This is a genomic window from Burkholderia sp. BCC1638 (assembly GCF_902833195.1).
GTDB classification, from domain to species: domain Bacteria; phylum Pseudomonadota; class Gammaproteobacteria; order Burkholderiales; family Burkholderiaceae; genus Burkholderia; species Burkholderia diffusa.
Map to the genome: position 1 here is coordinate 1 of NZ_CADFEC010000041.1, position 15,448 is coordinate 15,448.

General features: G+C 66.1%; 13 protein-coding genes. All 13 read left to right on the plus strand.

Features of this window, described 5'->3' with window-relative positions; genetic code table 11:
- The first annotated feature begins 748 nt into the window (after positions 1-748).
- The 13 genes from hpnI (at position 749) to astD (ending at position 15,440) form a co-directional block, all read left to right on the plus strand.
- A complete protein-coding gene (hpnI, locus tag HWX22_RS29065; protein ID WP_175909676.1) occupies positions 749-1,924 on the plus strand; it encodes a bacteriohopanetetrol glucosamine biosynthesis glycosyltransferase HpnI in 1,176 nt (391 codons plus the stop codon).
- A 166-nt stretch (positions 1,925-2,090) separates the two neighbouring features.
- The gene (hpnJ, locus tag HWX22_RS29070) at positions 2,091-3,533 is read left to right on the plus strand and encodes a hopanoid biosynthesis associated radical SAM protein HpnJ (protein WP_306426965.1); all 1,443 of its coding nucleotides are present in this window, start codon (positions 2,091-2,093) and stop codon (positions 3,531-3,533) included.
- 3 nt (positions 3,534-3,536) lie between these two features.
- Positions 3,537-4,421, plus strand: a complete 885-nt coding sequence (gene hpnK / locus HWX22_RS29075; protein ID WP_175909674.1) for a hopanoid biosynthesis-associated protein HpnK — start codon at positions 3,537-3,539, stop codon at positions 4,419-4,421.
- Positions 4,418-5,458, plus strand: a complete 1,041-nt coding sequence (locus HWX22_RS29080; RefSeq protein ID WP_175909672.1) for a lysylphosphatidylglycerol synthase domain-containing protein — start codon at positions 4,418-4,420, stop codon at positions 5,456-5,458. The genes hpnK and HWX22_RS29080 overlap by 4 nt, the downstream gene beginning before the upstream one ends.
- 87 nt (positions 5,459-5,545) lie before the next feature.
- Positions 5,546-6,103 carry a hypothetical protein gene (locus HWX22_RS29085; RefSeq protein ID WP_059815955.1) on the plus strand — a complete coding sequence of 186 codons (558 nt, stop codon included), beginning with the start codon at positions 5,546-5,548 and terminating at the stop codon, positions 6,101-6,103.
- Between the two features lie 265 nt (positions 6,104-6,368).
- Positions 6,369-7,058 (plus strand): histidine ABC transporter permease HisQ, encoded by a 690-nt coding sequence (gene hisQ / locus HWX22_RS29090; RefSeq protein ID WP_059523652.1) that lies wholly within the window; start codon positions 6,369-6,371, stop codon positions 7,056-7,058.
- Positions 7,055-7,768: an ABC transporter permease gene (locus tag HWX22_RS29095; protein WP_059447650.1), complete on the plus strand. Its 714-nt coding sequence runs from the start codon at positions 7,055-7,057 to the stop codon at positions 7,766-7,768. Before hisQ ends, HWX22_RS29095 begins: the two co-directional genes overlap by 4 nt.
- Positions 7,769-7,789: 21 nt before the next feature.
- Positions 7,790-8,590, plus strand: coding sequence for an ATP-binding cassette domain-containing protein (locus HWX22_RS29100; RefSeq protein WP_175916886.1), 801 nt, complete (start codon positions 7,790-7,792; stop codon positions 8,588-8,590).
- A 21-nt stretch (positions 8,591-8,611) separates the two neighbouring features.
- On the plus strand, positions 8,612-9,655 hold the full coding sequence (locus HWX22_RS29105; RefSeq protein ID WP_059815947.1) for a GlxA family transcriptional regulator: 1,044 nt from the start codon (positions 8,612-8,614) through the stop codon (positions 9,653-9,655).
- Positions 9,656-10,595: 940 nt separating this feature from the next.
- Complete coding sequence (locus HWX22_RS29110) at positions 10,596-11,828, plus strand: aspartate aminotransferase family protein (protein ID WP_175909668.1); 1,233 nt, start codon at positions 10,596-10,598, stop codon at positions 11,826-11,828.
- A gap of 30 nt (positions 11,829-11,858) precedes the next feature.
- Complete coding sequence (gene aruF / locus HWX22_RS29115; protein WP_175916887.1) at positions 11,859-12,926, plus strand: arginine/ornithine succinyltransferase subunit alpha; 1,068 nt, start codon at positions 11,859-11,861, stop codon at positions 12,924-12,926.
- The gene (gene astA, locus HWX22_RS29120) at positions 12,923-13,969 is read left to right on the plus strand and encodes an arginine N-succinyltransferase (protein WP_175909664.1); all 1,047 of its coding nucleotides are present in this window, start codon (positions 12,923-12,925) and stop codon (positions 13,967-13,969) included. Before aruF ends, astA begins: the two co-directional genes overlap by 4 nt.
- A 7-nt stretch (positions 13,970-13,976) precedes the next feature.
- Complete coding sequence (astD, locus tag HWX22_RS29125; RefSeq protein ID WP_175909662.1) at positions 13,977-15,440, plus strand: succinylglutamate-semialdehyde dehydrogenase; 1,464 nt, start codon at positions 13,977-13,979, stop codon at positions 15,438-15,440.
- Positions 15,441-15,448 lie beyond the last annotated feature (8 nt).

Consider the following 15,448-nt stretch of genomic DNA (forward strand, 5'->3'; position numbering starts at 1 on the left):
CGATCACCAGCCACCCACCAGGCCCGGTGACAACACCCCCCGGATCATGACTGCGACTGGGGGCGAGAATCATGCCGGGCCTGGCTGGCCAAAGCCCCGATTATCGGGGCACGAAGATAGTAACGAGGGGCGCGGTGATGCGCATGCGCAACAGATGCCGACGATTTTGCCAAAGGGTTCCGGAACGCGCTGGCGACGCGCGGATACCCATGAGCCTTTCAGGGGTGCAAGGTACGGTCTGGGGATTGTTGCAGAAATCAACCCAATCTCAGAATAATTACCAATCTTTACGGCGATTGGGCATGTCTTCGCATCGACGCACAAATTTCCACGAAACGTTTGATTTTCAAGACTGCAATATGCCTGCAAAGCGCTTACGCTAACGTGAACGAGGTGGTATCAGAATGGTTCGTCGGCCGCACAGCTTTGCCGAAATTGCACCAGTCCGTTTCGCGAGGCGTCCGAGCGCGGGGCGGCGCGGGCTGATAAAATCCGGCGCCTGCCCATGTTGTGCCGATGGTAGCCATTCGAATCTTCCCGCATCCCGTCCCGGGCATCGCGCGAGGATATGCCACGCGAAGCCGGGCATGGCCGCCTTCGGGGACCGGGCCGTGCCTCCCCATTACACAGACGCTGCTGGAACAAGGAGTCGGGTCGTGCCCGCGTTCGTTGCTGTCGGAATATCCAATCACGTTCAACCCGGTTCGATCGATCGGCAGGGCGCGCGCGTTGCCGGAGAGCGTCGCGCATGACGCCGGCCGTCACGTTGCTGGACTGGCTCCTGACGGTGTTTACGCTGGCCGCGGCCGGCTATGCGCTCGTCGCCGCGTTCGCGCCGCGTCCGCGCACGCCGCGCACTGCCGCGCGCGACGGCTTCGAGCCCGTCAGCGTGCTCAAGCCGCTGTGCGGCGCGGAGCCGCACCTGTACGAGAACCTCGCGACGTTCTGCGAGCAGCGCCACCCGCGCCATGAAGTGCTGTTCGGGGTCGCGTCGGCGGCCGATCCGGCCATCGCCGTGGTCGAGCGGCTGCGCGCCGATTATCCGGAATGCGACATCACGCTCGTGGTCGACGCGCGCGTGCACGGCAAGAACCTGAAGGTCAGCAACCTGATCAATCTGGCGGAGCGCGCGAAGTACGGACGCATCGTGATCGCGGACAGCGACATCGCGGTGCAGCCGGATTATCTGGAGCGCGTGACGGCGCCGCTCGCCGACGCGTCGGTCGGGGTCGTCACGTGCCTGTATCATGCGCGCAGCGTCGGCGGGTTCTGGACGCGGATCGGCGCGCAGTTCGTCGATGCCTGGTTCGCGCCGTCGGTACGGATCACGCACCTCGGTCGCTCGAGCCGCTTCGGCTTCGGCGCGACGCTCGCGCTGACGCGCGACACGCTCGACCGGATCGGCGGCTTCATCGCGCTGAAGGACGAACTGGCCGACGATTTCTGGCTCGCCGAGCTGCCGCGCCGCCTCGGGCGGCGCACCGTGCTGTCCGAGGTCGAGGTCGCGACCGACGTGATCGAGCCGTCGTTCGGGCCGCTCTGGCACCGCGAGACGCGCTGGCTGCGCACGATCCGTTCGCTGAATCCGGCCGGCTTCGCGTTCCTGTTCATCACGTTTACCGTACCGTGGCTCGCGATCGGCGCGGCACTGGCACTGCGTCTCGACGGCACCGTCGCCGGCACGCTGGCGGGTGGCGCGGCCGTCGTCGGCGCGTTCGGGCGGCTCGTGCTGCACGCGCGCGGCGAGGACGGCTGGCGCGCGTTCTGGCGCGATCTGCCGCTCGTCGCGGTGCGCGACACGCTGCTCGCGCTCGAATGGCTCGCGGCCGCGTTCGGCACGCACGTCGTGTGGCGTGGCGCGAGGATGACGGTCGTCGGCGGCGAACGCGCGACGGCGGCAGTGGAAGGCGGGGACGGCCGCTGAGGTGTGTTCCCCGAGGGAGCCGGCCATGCGCCCGGCCCCGATCGAATCCGGCCCGAAGGCCGAGACGCGCCGCGCGGCAACGCCGCGCGACGCGACATGACAGAGAGGCGGGCGCCGGCAGGGCGGCCCGCGGTTGATTGACTGAATCGTTGAAACGAATCGAACTATGCAGGCTACCGGAGCATTCATGAAAACGCTGTTCTTGCAGGCCCCTTCGTATGACGGCTTCGACGGCGGAGCCGGCTCGCGCTACCAGGCGAAGCGCGAAATCCGTTCCTTCTGGTACCCGACGTGGCTCGCGCAGCCGGCCGCGCTCGTGCCGGGCAGCCGCGTCGTCGACGCGCCGGCCGACGGCCTGTCGGTCGAAGAGACGCTGAAGATCGCCAATGACTACGACCTCGTGATCATCCACACGAGCACGCCGTCGTTCCCGACCGACGCGATGTTCGCGCAGGATCTCAAGAAGATGAAGCCGTCGATGCTGGTCGGCATGGTGGGCGCGAAGGTGATGGTCGATCCGCACAACTCGCTCACGGCGAGCGAGGCGATCGACTTCGTGTGCCGCGAGGAATTCGACTACACCTGCAAGGAAATCGCCGAAGGCAAGCCGTTCCCCGAGATCAAGGGCTTGAGCTGGCGCGCGAAGGACGGCTCGATCGAGCACAACGAAGCGCGTCCGATCCTCGAGAACATGGACGAACTGCCGTTCGTCGCGCCCGTCTACAAGCGCGACCTGAAGATCGACAACTACTTCATCGGCTACCTGAATTACCCGTACGTGTCGATCTATACGGGCCGCGGCTGCAAGTCGCGCTGCACGTTCTGCCTGTGGCCGCAGACGGTCAGCGGCCATCGCTACCGCACGCGCTCGGTCGAGAACGTGCTCGCCGAAGCGAAGTGGATCCGCGACAACATGCCGGAAGTGAAGGAACTGATGTTCGATGACGACACCTTCACCGACGACCTGCCGCGCGCCGAAGCCATCGCCATCGGTCTGGGCAAGCTCGGCATGACGTGGTCGTGCAACGCGAAGGCGAACGTGCCGTACAAGACGCTGAAGGTCATGAAGGAAAACGGCCTGCGCCTGCTGCTGGTCGGCTTCGAATCCGGCGACGACCAGATCCTCGTGAACATCAAGAAGGGCGTGCGCACCGATTTCGCGCGCCGCTTCAGCGCGGACTGCAAGAAGCTCGGCATCAAGATCCATGGCACCTTCATTCTCGGCCTGCCGGGCGAGACGCAGGAAACCATCAAGAAGACGATCGAGTACGCGAAGGAAATCAATCCGCATACGATCCAGGTGTCGCTCGCCGCGCCGTATCCGGGCACGACGCTCTACAAGCAGGCCGTGGAAAACGGCTGGATGGAAGAGAACAAGACCATCAACCTGGTGAGCAAGGAAGGCGTGCAGCTGGCGGCGATCGGCTATGCGCACCTGTCGCGCGACGAGATCTATCACCACCTCGAGCAGTTCTATCGCCAGTTCTACTTCCGTCCGTCGAAGATCTGGGAGATCGTCCGCGAGATGCTGACGAGCTGGGACATGATGAAGCGCCGTCTGCGCGAAGGCGTCGAGTTCTTCCGCTTCCTGCGCGCGCACGAGGCCTGATTCGTGACGACGCAGCGGGCGGCGCGGGCGCTGATCTTCACCGCGGACGACTTCGGGCTGCACCCGCGCGTCAACGCGGCGGTCGAGCGCGCGCATCGCGACGGCGTGCTGAACGCCGCGAGCCTGATGGTCGGTGCGCCCGCGGCGCAGGATGCGATCGAACGCGCGCGGCGGCTGCCGTCGCTCGCGGTTGGCCTGCACCTCGTTCTCGCGGACGGGCCGGCCACGCTGCCCGCGCATGAAATTCCCTCGCTCGTCGGCCCCGACGGGCGGTTCGGCGATGCGATGGCGAAGGACGGCTGCCGCTTCTTCTTCCTGCCGCACGTGCGTGCGCAGCTGCGCCGCGAGATCCGCGCGCAGTTCGATGCGTTCGCGGCGAGCGGCCTGCCGCTCGACCACGTGAACGCGCACAAGCATTTCCACCTGCATCCGACCGTGCTGTCGATGATCATCGAGATCGGCCGCGACTACGGGCTGCGCGCGGTGCGGCTGCCGTACGAAACGCGCGCGCCCGCGCTGCTCAAGCCGTGGATCGCGCTGGTGCGCGCGCGGCTCGACCGCGCGGGGCTCGCGCATAACGACTATGTGGTCGGGATCGAGCATACGGGCGCGATGGACGAGGCCGTGCTGCTCGACGCGCTCGCGGCGCTGCCGCCCGGCGTCGGCGAGATCTACTGTCATCCGGCGGAAGCGGGCGACGGCCCGATCACGCCGACGATGGCCGATTACCGCCCGGTCGACGAACTGGACGCGCTGCTGTCGCCGCGCGTGGCGGCCGCGCTGAAGGCCGCGGGCGTCGCGACCGGCGGTTTTGCCGACGTGTTCGGCCAGCCGGCGGCGCGGTGCGGCACGCGAGCGTCGCGCGAAGCGGGGGCGCAGCCGTCATGACCAGGTGGATCAAATGGCTCGGCTGGCCGATCGGCATCGGGATCCTGCTCGCGCTCGGTTTGCACGAAGGTATCGGCGACGTGACGCAGATGCTCGAGCGTGCCGGTTTCGCGCTGCTGTGGCTCGTGCCGTTCCACGCGCTGCCGTTGCTGCTCGACGCGTACGCGTGGCACCAGCTGCTCGACCGGCGCGCGTCGCTGTCGTTCCTGTGGTGGGTCGCGACCGTGCGCGAAGCCGTGAACCGGCTGCTGCCGGTGGTCGGGATCGGCGGCGAGCTGGTCGGGATCCGGATGGCCCGCTGGCAGGTGCCCGACGCGAGCCGCGTGACCGCGTCGGTGATCGTCGAGGTGCTGGTGACGATCGTCGTCCAGTATGCATTCGCCGCGCTCGGCCTCGTGCTGCTGCTCGCGACGACGCACGACATGGGCGGCGGCACGATCGGCCTCGCGCTGCTGCTGACGCTGCCGCTGCCGGTGCTCGGCGTCGTGCTGATGCGTCGCGGTGGGATCTTCCATGCGATCGAGCGGTTCGCGGGGCGTCTGCTCGGCGATTCGCACCGGTTGCTGCAGGGCGTCGACGGCCGCCGCCTCGATGGCGACATCGACGCGCTGATGTCGCGCACGGCGCTGCTGTTCAGCGCGTTCTTCTGGCAGTTGTCCGGCTACGTGCTCGGCGCGCTCGAAATCTACTGGGCGCTCGCACTGCTCGGCCATCCGGTATCGATCGGCGGCGCGATCGCGATCGAGGCGATGACGCAGGCCGTGCGGCATGCGGCGTTCATGGTGCCGGGCGGCCTCGGCGTGCAGGAGGCGACCGTCGTGCTGCTCGCGCAGATGTTCGGCGTCGATCGCGAGACGGCGCTGTCGCTCGCGCTGGTCAAGCGCGGCCGCGAGGTGCTGTTCGGCTGCCTGGCGCTCGGTTCGTGGCAGCTGGCCGAACTGGTGCGCACGCGCCGCCGGATCAAGGCGACGCCAGCCGGGGCGCGCACCCCGCAGGCACGCCGCGAGGCCGAGGTGCAAACCGAAACGATGCAGTGAACACGAGACGGGCCGCGCGCCCGTCTCGCGCTTTTGGCGTTGCACGGGTATCCTTGCCGCGTGTTTTCTCGACGCGCATTTCTTCCGATGATTTTCCGTTTCCGGCTGCTTCCCGTGACGATGCTGGCCGCCGCGCTGGCGTTGACCGGCTGCGACGACAAGCAAGGCAATCTCGACGTGCAACGTATCAGGGACTTTTTCAACGCGATCAAGCCGGCGCCGCTGCTGCTCAAGGGGCTGAAGGCCGGCGTATCGACCGAAGCCGACGTGCGCGCCACGATGGGCAAGCCCGAGACCGAGCGCGCGTTCACCGACGGCTCGAAGCGTCTCGAATATCCGCGTGGCCCGATGGGCAACCAGACCTGGTTCGTCGACCTCGACGCGAGCGGGCACTACACGGGCGCGACGCAGGTGCTGACCGCCGAGAACTTCGCGAAAGTGCGTCCGGGGATGACCGAGGACGAGGTGCGGCGCCTGCTCGGCAAGCCGGGCGACATCGCGCAGTACCCGCTGAAGCCCGAGATCGTGTGGAGCTGGCGGTGGCTCGAGGACGGCGTAAACACCGACGCATTCTTCAACGTTCATTTCGGCCCGGACGGGCTTGTCTATACGACTTCGCGCTCCGACATCCTGAAGGGGCGGTGAGACCACCCGCGGCGCTATATCGAAAAAGCGACCGGAAAATTGCAAAAAGTCCGCTTCCCTGCGTGTCATCCGACTGTCAGGAAGCGGCTTTTTTCCTTTTGAAACAGTGGCGTAGGTCTTGCCTGCAAATGGTGCGACGAATTGCTGCGACGCAGCAATCACGCGCACGGTGATTTGAGGCAATCAATTTCGCTTGCGACTATCCGCGTCAGCCCGGCGCGGGAAGGTATGCGTGCCGGTGTTCATATCAACACTGGAGACGCGCGTGTTCCTTTACGGCTTTGGTCCTGTCCTCTGGGCCGGCACCGTGCAGACCATCGAGCTGTCGGTGCTGTCGCTCGCCGCTGCGGTGGCGCTGGGGCTGATCGGCGCGGTGGCGAAGCTGTCGCACAACCGGGTGCTGCGAGCGATCGCGACCGGTTATACGACGCTGATCCGCTCGGTGCCCGATCTCGTCCTGATGCTGCTGCTGTTCTACAGCATCCAGATCTGGCTGAACCAGTTCACCGACCTCGTCGGCTGGGACCAGATCGACATCGATCCGTTCGTCGCCGGCGTGTTGACGCTCGGCTTCATCTACGGCGCGTACTTCACCGAGACGTTCCGCGGGGCGTTCCTGTCGGTGCCGCGCGGCCAGCTCGAGGCCGGCGCGGCGTACGGGATGAGCGGGATGCGCGTGTTCGTGCGGATCATGTTTCCGCAGATGATGCGTTTCGCGCTGCCCGGCATCGGCAACAACTGGCAGGTGCTCGTGAAGGCGACCGCGCTGGTGTCGATCATCGGTCTCGCGGACGTCGTGAAGGCCGCGCAGGACGCCGGCAAGAGCACGTTCAACATGTTCTTCTTCATCCTCGTCGCGGCGCTGATCTACCTCGCGATCACGACCGTTTCCAACCTCGTGCTGATCCAGCTCGAGAAGCGTTATTCCATGGGCGTGCGGCACGCAGAACTATGATCGAGATCCTCCAGGAATTCGGCCAGGCGTTCCTTTATTGGGACGGCCAGCGCCTCTCCGGCCTTGCGGTGACGCTGTGGCTGCTCGTCGCGTCGATTTCGCTCGGCTTCGTGTGCGCGGTGCCGCTTGCGGTCGCGCGCGTGTCGAAGAAGAAGTGGCTGTCGATGCCGGTGCGGTTCTACACGTACGTGTTTCGCGGCACGCCGCTCTACGTGCAGCTGCTGCTGATGTACACGGGCATGTACAGCCTCGAGTTCGTGCGGTCGCACTCGCTGCTCGACGCGTTTTTCCGCAGCGGCTTCAATTGCGCGATCCTCGCGTTCGCGCTGAACACCTGCGCGTACACGACCGAGATCTTCGCCGGCGCGATTCGCGCGATTCCGCACGGCGAGGTCGAGGCGGCACGTGCGTACGGGATGTCGCCGTTCACGATGTACCGCCGGGTGATCCTGCCGTCGGCGCTGCGCCGCGCGCTGCCGCTGTACAGCAACGAGGTGATCCTGATGCTGCATGCGACCACCGTCGCGTTCACGGCGACCGTGCCCGACATCCTGAAGGTCGCGCGCGACGCCAATTCCGCGACCTACATGGCGTTCCAGTCGTTCGGAATCGCCGCGCTGATCTATCTTGCGGTATCGTTCGCACTCGTCGCGGCATTTCGCCGGGCGGAGCGCCACTGGCTCGCGTATCTCGCGGCCGGCCGTCATTGATTTCACTTCGAGGAGAGCCAGTTGGCCGAGATCACTCAAACGAGCGCGTCCGCTTCCGTCAAGCTTGCCGCCGTCGACATTCACAAGCGCTACGGCGATAACGAGGTGCTCAAGGGCGTGTCGCTGAACGCGAAGGCGGGCGACGTCATCAGCATCATCGGCGCGAGCGGTTCGGGCAAGAGCACGTTCCTGCGCTGCATCAATTTTCTCGAGCGGCCGAATGCGGGGCAGATCGTCGTCGACGGCGAGGCCGTGCGCACGAAGACCGACCGCTCTGGCGCGCTCGAGGTTGCCGATCACAAGCAGTTGCAGCGCATCCGCACGAAGCTCGCGATGGTGTTCCAGCACTTCAATCTGTGGGCGCACATGAACGTGCTCGAGAACGTGATGGAAGCGCCGGTGCACGTGCTAGGCATTTCGAAGAAGGAAGCCGAGGAGCGTGCGCGCGAGTACCTGGAGAAGGTCGGTTTGCCGCCGCGCGTCGAGAAGCAGTATCCGTCGCATCTGTCGGGCGGCCAGCAGCAGCGTGTCGCGATCGCGCGCGCGCTGGCGATGCACCCCGACGTGATGCTGTTCGACGAGCCGACCTCGGCGCTCGACCCGGAACTGGTCGGCGAAGTGCTGAAGGTGATGCAGAAGCTGGCCGAGGAAGGCCGCACGATGATCGTCGTCACGCACGAGATGGGTTTCGCGCGCAACGTGTCGAACCACGTGATGTTCCTGCATCAGGGGCGGACCGAGGAAGAGGGCGATCCGAAGGAGGTGCTGGTGCGTCCGCAGAGCGAGCGTCTGAAGCAGTTCCTGTCGGGCAGTCTCAAGTAACGCGAAAGGCGGGTTTCATACGTGGTACCGGTGTCTCGTCCCGCAGGCGCCACCCGCACGACGCAGGTGGCGATCGTTGCATTGCCGCCCGTGTCGATGTCGGGTGTGGGTCCGATCGTCGATGCGTTGCATCTCGCGAACGAGATCGACGGGCGCTTGCTGTATCGCTGGCAGGTGTGTTCGTGGGACGGGCGGCCGGTGCCGCTCGCCGGCGGTGCGCAGTGGCATGCCGATGCGGCGTTCAACGATGCGATTGCTTGCGACTGGCTGATCGTCGTGTCGGAGCGGTTTCAGCAGTTTGCGGACTATCGGTTGTTTCTCGCGAGTCTCGCGCGGGTCGGGCAGCGCACGCCGGTTGTGACCGGGATTCACCACGGCGTGTGGTGGCTCGCGATGGCCGGGCAGCTTTCCGGATATCGCGTGAGCGTGAACTGGGAGACGTATCAGCAGTTCGCCGAGCAGTTCGAGCGGTCGATCGTCACGCAGCAGATCTTCGAGATCGATCGCGATCGGGCGACGTGTGCGGGCGGGCAGGCGACCGTCGATTTCATGCTGGCCATGATCGGCCGGGAACACGGGGCGGATCTGGGTGAGCGCATTGCCGATGCGCTCGGGGCCGGCACGCTGCGCAGCGGCGAGGAGCGGCAGCGGATTCCTTTCGTGACCGCGCCGGGCGAGCGGCATCCTCGGCTGAACGATGCGTTGCTGTTGATGGAAGCCAATGTCGAGGATCCCTTGACGACCGATGAGATCGCCGGGCTCGTGGGCGTTTCTCGGCGGCAGCTCGAAAGGCTTTTTCGCCAGTATCTCGGGGCGATGCCCTCGAAGTATTACCTCAATCTCCGGTTGCTCAAGGCCAGGACCCAGTTGCAGCGGACCAGCAAGTCGGTGGTTCAGGTCAGCCTCGCTTGCGGGTTCTCTTCTGCTGCGCATTTTTCCAACGCTTATCGCGAGCGGTTTGGTGTGACGCCTCGGGAAGATCGGCGAGCGTGGCTCGAGAAGCAGACCGGCGGGGGCAGTGAGCCTCGTGGGGGGGCGCTTGTCGAGCGTGGTGCCAAGGATTGAGGTTTTTTGCGGTGCGCGGTTTGTTGGCGTGAAGCACCTGAGGTCGTGTCGGTCTATTAGCGTCGCCCCTGCGCGGGGCGGCGGTTACTTTTCTTTGTCTTGCCAAAGAAAAGTAACCAAAAGAAAGGCGCTCGGATAACGCATGACTTCCCGGTGCCATAGCCATCAAAGTGGCCCTCGCCTAAGTGTCCGCGCCAGGCGGGAACCCGGAGTGGTTCGAGCAATGGATCTGACATCACTCGCCACCCCACGGAGCGGTATACCGCCCGCTGGCTCCGTCCTCGCTTCGCTCGGCCGACAGGTCCACCCATCGCCTTTTCAACGCGGTTGGACGAATGTTTTCCAGAATCGTGGTGGGTAGCACATTGATCCAATAAATCGAATTTGTCGTCGCTATGCAGCGGAGCCTCACTGATTCGGCGAACTGATCAGTGGGCGTTCCTGATGACGCGCGCGCTCATGAATTGCGGCTGAAGAACCTTGCAGCCGAGCGAAGCGAGGACGGAGCCAGCGGGCGGTATACCGCTCCGTGGGGTGGCGAGTGATGTCAGATCCATTGCTCGAACCACTCCGGGTTCCCGCCTGGCGCGGACACTTAGGCGAGGGCCACTTTGATGGCTATGGCACCGGGAAGTCATGCGTTATCCGAGCGCCTTTCTTTTGGTTACTTTTCTTTGGCAAGACAAAGAAAAGTAACCGCCGCCCCGCGCAGGGGCGACGCTAATAGACCGACACGACCTCAGGTGCTTCACGCCAACAAACCGCGCACCACCAAACGACCCCAAATAAAGCCCACAAAAAAACCACCCCCGCCGAAAGGGCAAAATACGCCGAACCATCCGCTTCCGATAGAACCCGTCGCAAATCCGCAAGACGCTTGCGCCACCCTTACCTAAACTTGATCCTGTTGAACCCTCTTACGAAACCGAAAGGAACGACCATGACGACCTCGACCGTGACCCGCCAGACATTCGACGAAGTGATGGTGCCGGTATTCTCCCCCGCGCCGTTCGTGCCGGACCGTGCAGAGGGCTCGCGCGTGTGGGACACGGCCGGCCGCGAATACGTGGATTTCGCCTGCGGCATCGCTGTGACGTCGCTGGGCCACGGCCACCCGGAACTGCTGAAGGTTCTGGACGAACAAGGCCGCAAGCTCTGGCACATCGGCAACGGTTACACGAACGAGCCGGTGCTGCGCCTCGCGAAGCGCCTCGAATCGCTGACCTTCGCCGACCGCGCGTTCTTCGCGAACTCGGGCGCCGAAGCGAACGAAGCAGCCCTGAAGCTCGCACGCCGCGTCGCATTCGACCGCCACGGCGCCGACAAATACGAAATCGTGTCGTTCGTCCAGTCGTTCCACGGCCGCACGTTCTTCACGGTCAGCGTCGGCGGCCAGCCGAAATACTCGGAAGGCTTCGGCCCGGTGCCTGAAGGCATCAAGCACCTGCCGTTCAACGACATCGAAGCCGCCAAGGCCGCGATCGGCCCGCAAACCTGTGCGGTGATCGTCGAGCCGGTGCAGGGCGAAGGCGGCGTGATCCCGGCCGATCCGGCCTTCCTGAAGGCACTGCGCGAAGCCTGCGACGCCAACGACGCACTGCTGATCTTCGACGAAGTGCAAACGGGCGTCGGCCGCACGGGCCAGTTCTACGCGTACATGGACACGGGCGTCACGCCGGACATCCTCACGACCGCGAAGGCGCTCGGCAACGGCTTCCCGATCGGCGCGATGCTGACGACGAACGAACTGGCCGCGCACTTCAAGGTCGGCGTGCACGGCACGACGTACGGCGGCAACCCGCTCGCGTCGGCGATCGCGGACAAGGTCGTCGAACTGATCGGCGACCCGGCACTCCTCGAAGGCGTGCGCGAACGCAGCGTGCGACTGAAGGGCGCGCTGGAACGCATCAACGCACGCTTCGGCATCTTCAAGGACATCCGCGGCAAGGGCCTGCTGGTCGGCGCGGAACTCACCGCCGCATTCGACGGCCGCGCGAAGGACTTCGTCACCGCCGCCGCCGAGAACGGCCTGATCATGCTGATCGCCGGCCCGAATGTGCTGCGCTTCGTCCCGTCGCTCGTGATCCCGTTCGACCTGCTCGACGAAGGCGTGAAGCGCTTCGAGAAGGCGGTCGAGCAGGTGCTCGCGGCCCAGGAAGCCACCGCGCGCTGATCGGCGCACCCATCGCAGACAGGAACGACGATGCTATTTGTTCGCCCCGGCAAACTCACGGATCTCGATGCGCTCGCGCACATGGCGCGCACCGCGCAGCCGGTCCTGCACTCGCTGCCGCACGATCGCGCGGCGCTCGAAGCGCGCGTGGCGCTCTCCGAGGATTCGTTTCGCGCGGACGTCGATTTCGCCGGCGAGGAGTTCTACCTCTTCGTGCTCGAGGATTCGTCGACGGGCAAGCTGCTCGGCACGGCGAGCATCGTGGCCGCGGCCGGCTACTCGGAACCGTTCTACGCGTTCCGCAACGACGCACTGATCCACGCGTCGCGCGAGCTGCACGTGAACCGCAAGATCCACGCGCTCACGATGTCGCACGAGCTGACCGGCAAGAGCCGGCTGGCCGGCTTCTACGTCGATCCGTCGCTGCGCGGCGACGCGGCCGCGCACCTGATCTCGCGCGCGCGGATGATGTACATCGCCGCGAACCGCCGCCGCTTCACGCCGGAAGTATTCACGCTGCTGCTCGGCGTGAGCGACGGCACGGGCGCATCGCCGTTCTGGGAAGCGGTGGGCCGCAAGTTCTTCGGCCGCAACTTCACCGACGTCGACATCGCGTCGGGCGGCCGCAGCCGCACGTTCATCGCGGAAGTGATGCCGGCGTATCCGCTTTACGTGCCGCTGCTGCCGGAAGCCGCGCAGCGCGTGCTCGGCGAGCCGAACGAATCGGCGCTGCTCGCGTATGACATCCATCTCGAGGAAGGCTTCGAGCCGGACCGCTTCGTCGACATCTTCGACGCGGGCCCGGTGTTGACCGCGCAGGTCGACCGCACCGCGTGCGTGAAGCATGGTGCGGAGCGCGTCGTGCGCGAGGCCGCGCACCAGCAGGGCGACGTCGCATACATGGTGTCGACCGGCAGCGGCGACTCGTTCCGCTGCGTGCTGGCCGACCTGCCGGGCGACACGGCCGACGCGCGGGGCGCCGATGCGCCGCTGGCCGGCGACGTGCGCGCGGCGCTCGATGTGAAGGAGGGTGACGTCGTGCGTTGCGTGCCGCTGCACCGCCGCGACGATGAAGACATGAAGGGAGACGCAGCATGATCGTCGTTCGGGTCGTACAAACGGGCGACGTCGACGCGCTCGTATCGCTCGCGAAGGAAACCGGGCCGGGCCTGACCACGTTCAAGCCCGATCGCGACGCGCTCGCCGCGCGCATCGAACGCACGCGCCGCACGCTCGACGGCGAGGCGGCGCCGGGCGAAGCCGGCTACTTCTTCGTGATGGAAGAATCGAAGACGGGCGACATCGCGGGCGTGTGCGGAATCGAGTCGCAGGTCGGCCTCGAGCAGCCGTTCTACAACTATCGCGTGAGCACGGTCGTGCATGCGAGCCAGGAGCTCGGCGTGTGGACGCGGATGCACGCGCTGAACATCTCGCACGACCTGACGGGCTATGCGGAAGTGTGCTCGCTGTTCCTGAGCCCGCGCTATCGCACGGGCGGCGTCGGCGGCCTGCTGTCGCGCTCGCGCTTCATGTTCATCGCGCAGTTCCGCGACCGCTTTCCGGAACGCATCTGCGCGGAGCTGCGCGGCCACTTCGACGACGACGGCACGTCGCCGTTCTGGCGCGCGGTCGGTTCGCACTTCTACCAGATCGATTTCAATGCGGCCGACTACCTCAGCTCGCACGGCCGCAAGTCGTTCCTCGCGGAACTGATGCCGCGCTATCCGGTGTACGTCGACCTGCTGCCGCAGGACGCGCAGGACGCGGTCGGCCTCACGCACCGCGACACGCTGCCGGCCCGCAAGATGCTCGAGGCGGAAGGGCTGCGCTACCAGAATCACGTCGACATCTTCGACGCGGGCCCGGTGCTCGAATGCCACGTCAACGACCTGCGCACGGTGCGCGAAAGCGTCGTCGTGCCGGTCGCGATCGGCGAGCCGGACGTCGGAGCCGATGCGCCGGGCGGCCATTCGCCGAAGTCGCTCGTGTCGAATACGTCGCTCGGCGATTTCCGCGTCGGCGTCGCGCCGGGCGTGGTCGCGAATGGCGCGTTCGTGCTGTCGGCCGACGATGCCGCCGCGCTCGACGTGAAGGCCGGCGATCCGGTTCGCGTGCTGCCGCTCAAAGTCAAACAGGGATAAACGAATCATGACGGAACTCTTCATCGACGGCGCCTGGGTCGCAGGCTCGGGCCCCGTCTTCGCTTCGCGCAACCCGGGCACCGATGCGATCGCATGGCAGGGCGGCAGCGCATCGGCGGCCGACGTCGACCGTGCGGTCGCGAGCGCGCGTCGCGCATTCGCCGGCTGGTCGGCACTCGATTTCGAATCGCGCTGCGCGATCGTCAAGCGCTTCGCGGCGCTGCTCACCGAGCACAAGGAAGCGATCGCCACCGCGATCGGCCGCGAGACGGGCAAGCCGCTGTGGGAAGCGCGCACCGAAGTCGCGGCGATGGCCGCGAAGGTCGGCATCTCGATCCAGGCCTATCAGGAACGCACCGGCGAGAAGCGCCAGGACATGGCCGACGGCGTCGCAGTGCTGCGCCATCGTCCGCATGGCGTCGTTGCGGTGTTCGGCCCGTACAACTTCCCCGGCCACTTGCCGAATGGCCATATCGTGCCGGCGCTGATCGCGGGCAACACGGTCGTGTTCAAGCCGTCGGAGCTCGCGCCGGGCGTCGCGCGCGCGACGGTCGAGGTGTGGCAGGAAGCCGGGCTGCCGGCTGGCGTGCTGAACCTCGTGCAGGGCGAGAAGGACACGGGCATCGCGCTCGCGAATCATCGGCAGATCGACGGGCTGTTCTTCACCGGCAGCTCGGACACCGGCACGCTGCTGCACAAGCAGTTCGGCGGCCGTCCGGAAATCGTGCTCGCGCTCGAGATGGGCGGCAACAACCCGCTCGTGATCGGCGAAGTCGAGGACATCGACGCGGCCGTGCATCACACGATCCAGTCGGCGTTCCTGTCGGCCGGCCAGCGCTGCACGTGCGCACGCCGCATCTTCGTGCCGCAGGGCGCGTTCGGCGACCGCTTCCTCGCACGTTTCGCCGACGTCACGTCGAAGATCACGGCCGACGTGTTCGACGCCGATCCGCAGCCGTTCATGGGCGCGGTGATCTCGGCCCGCGCGGCCGCGAAGCTCGTCGACGCGCAGTCGCGGCTGGTCGAGCAGGGCGCGAAGCCGATCATCGCGATGACGCAGCGCGATCCGCGCCTGGGTTTCGTGAACGCGTCGATCATCGACGTGACCGGCGTGGCGCACCTGCCCGATGAAGAGCACTTCGGCCCGCTCGCGCAGATCGTTCGCTACGCGACGTTCGACGAAGCGATCGAGCGCGCGAACGACACGGCGTTCGGCCTGTCCGCCGGCCTGCTGGCCGACGACGCGCACGCATGGGACCACTTCCGCCGCACGATCCGTGCGGGGATCGTCAACTGGAACCGCCCGACCAACGGCGCATCGTCGGCCGCGCCGTTCGGCGGCACGGGCCGCTCGGGCAACCATCGGCCGAGCGCGTACTACGCGGCCGACTATTGCGCGTATCCGATGGCGTCGGTGGAAAGCACCGAATTGACCTTGCCCGCGAGCCTGTCGCCGGGCCTGCATTTCTGATCGAGGGA

Bases quoted from the DNA above. Each gene is read 5' to 3' on its own strand.
- hpnI (WP_175909676.1), top strand. From the start codon at position 749: ATGACGCCGGCCGTCACGTTGCTGGACTGGCTCCTGACGGTGTTTACG.
- hpnJ (WP_306426965.1), top strand. From the start codon at position 2,091: ATGCAGGCTACCGGAGCATTCATGAAAACGCTGTTCTTGCAGGCCCCT.
- HWX22_RS29080 (WP_175909672.1), top strand. From the start codon at position 4,418: ATGACCAGGTGGATCAAATGGCTCGGCTGGCCGATCGGCATCGGGATC.
- HWX22_RS29085 (WP_059815955.1), top strand. From the start codon at position 5,546: ATGATTTTCCGTTTCCGGCTGCTTCCCGTGACGATGCTGGCCGCCGCG.
- HWX22_RS29095 (WP_059447650.1), top strand. From the start codon at position 7,055: ATGATCGAGATCCTCCAGGAATTCGGCCAGGCGTTCCTTTATTGGGAC.
- HWX22_RS29110 (WP_175909668.1), top strand. From the start codon at position 10,596: ATGACGACCTCGACCGTGACCCGCCAGACATTCGACGAAGTGATGGTG.
- aruF (WP_175916887.1), top strand. From the start codon at position 11,859: ATGCTATTTGTTCGCCCCGGCAAACTCACGGATCTCGATGCGCTCGCG.
- astA (WP_175909664.1), top strand. From the start codon at position 12,923: ATGATCGTCGTTCGGGTCGTACAAACGGGCGACGTCGACGCGCTCGTA.
- astD (WP_175909662.1), top strand. From the start codon at position 13,977: ATGACGGAACTCTTCATCGACGGCGCCTGGGTCGCAGGCTCGGGCCCC.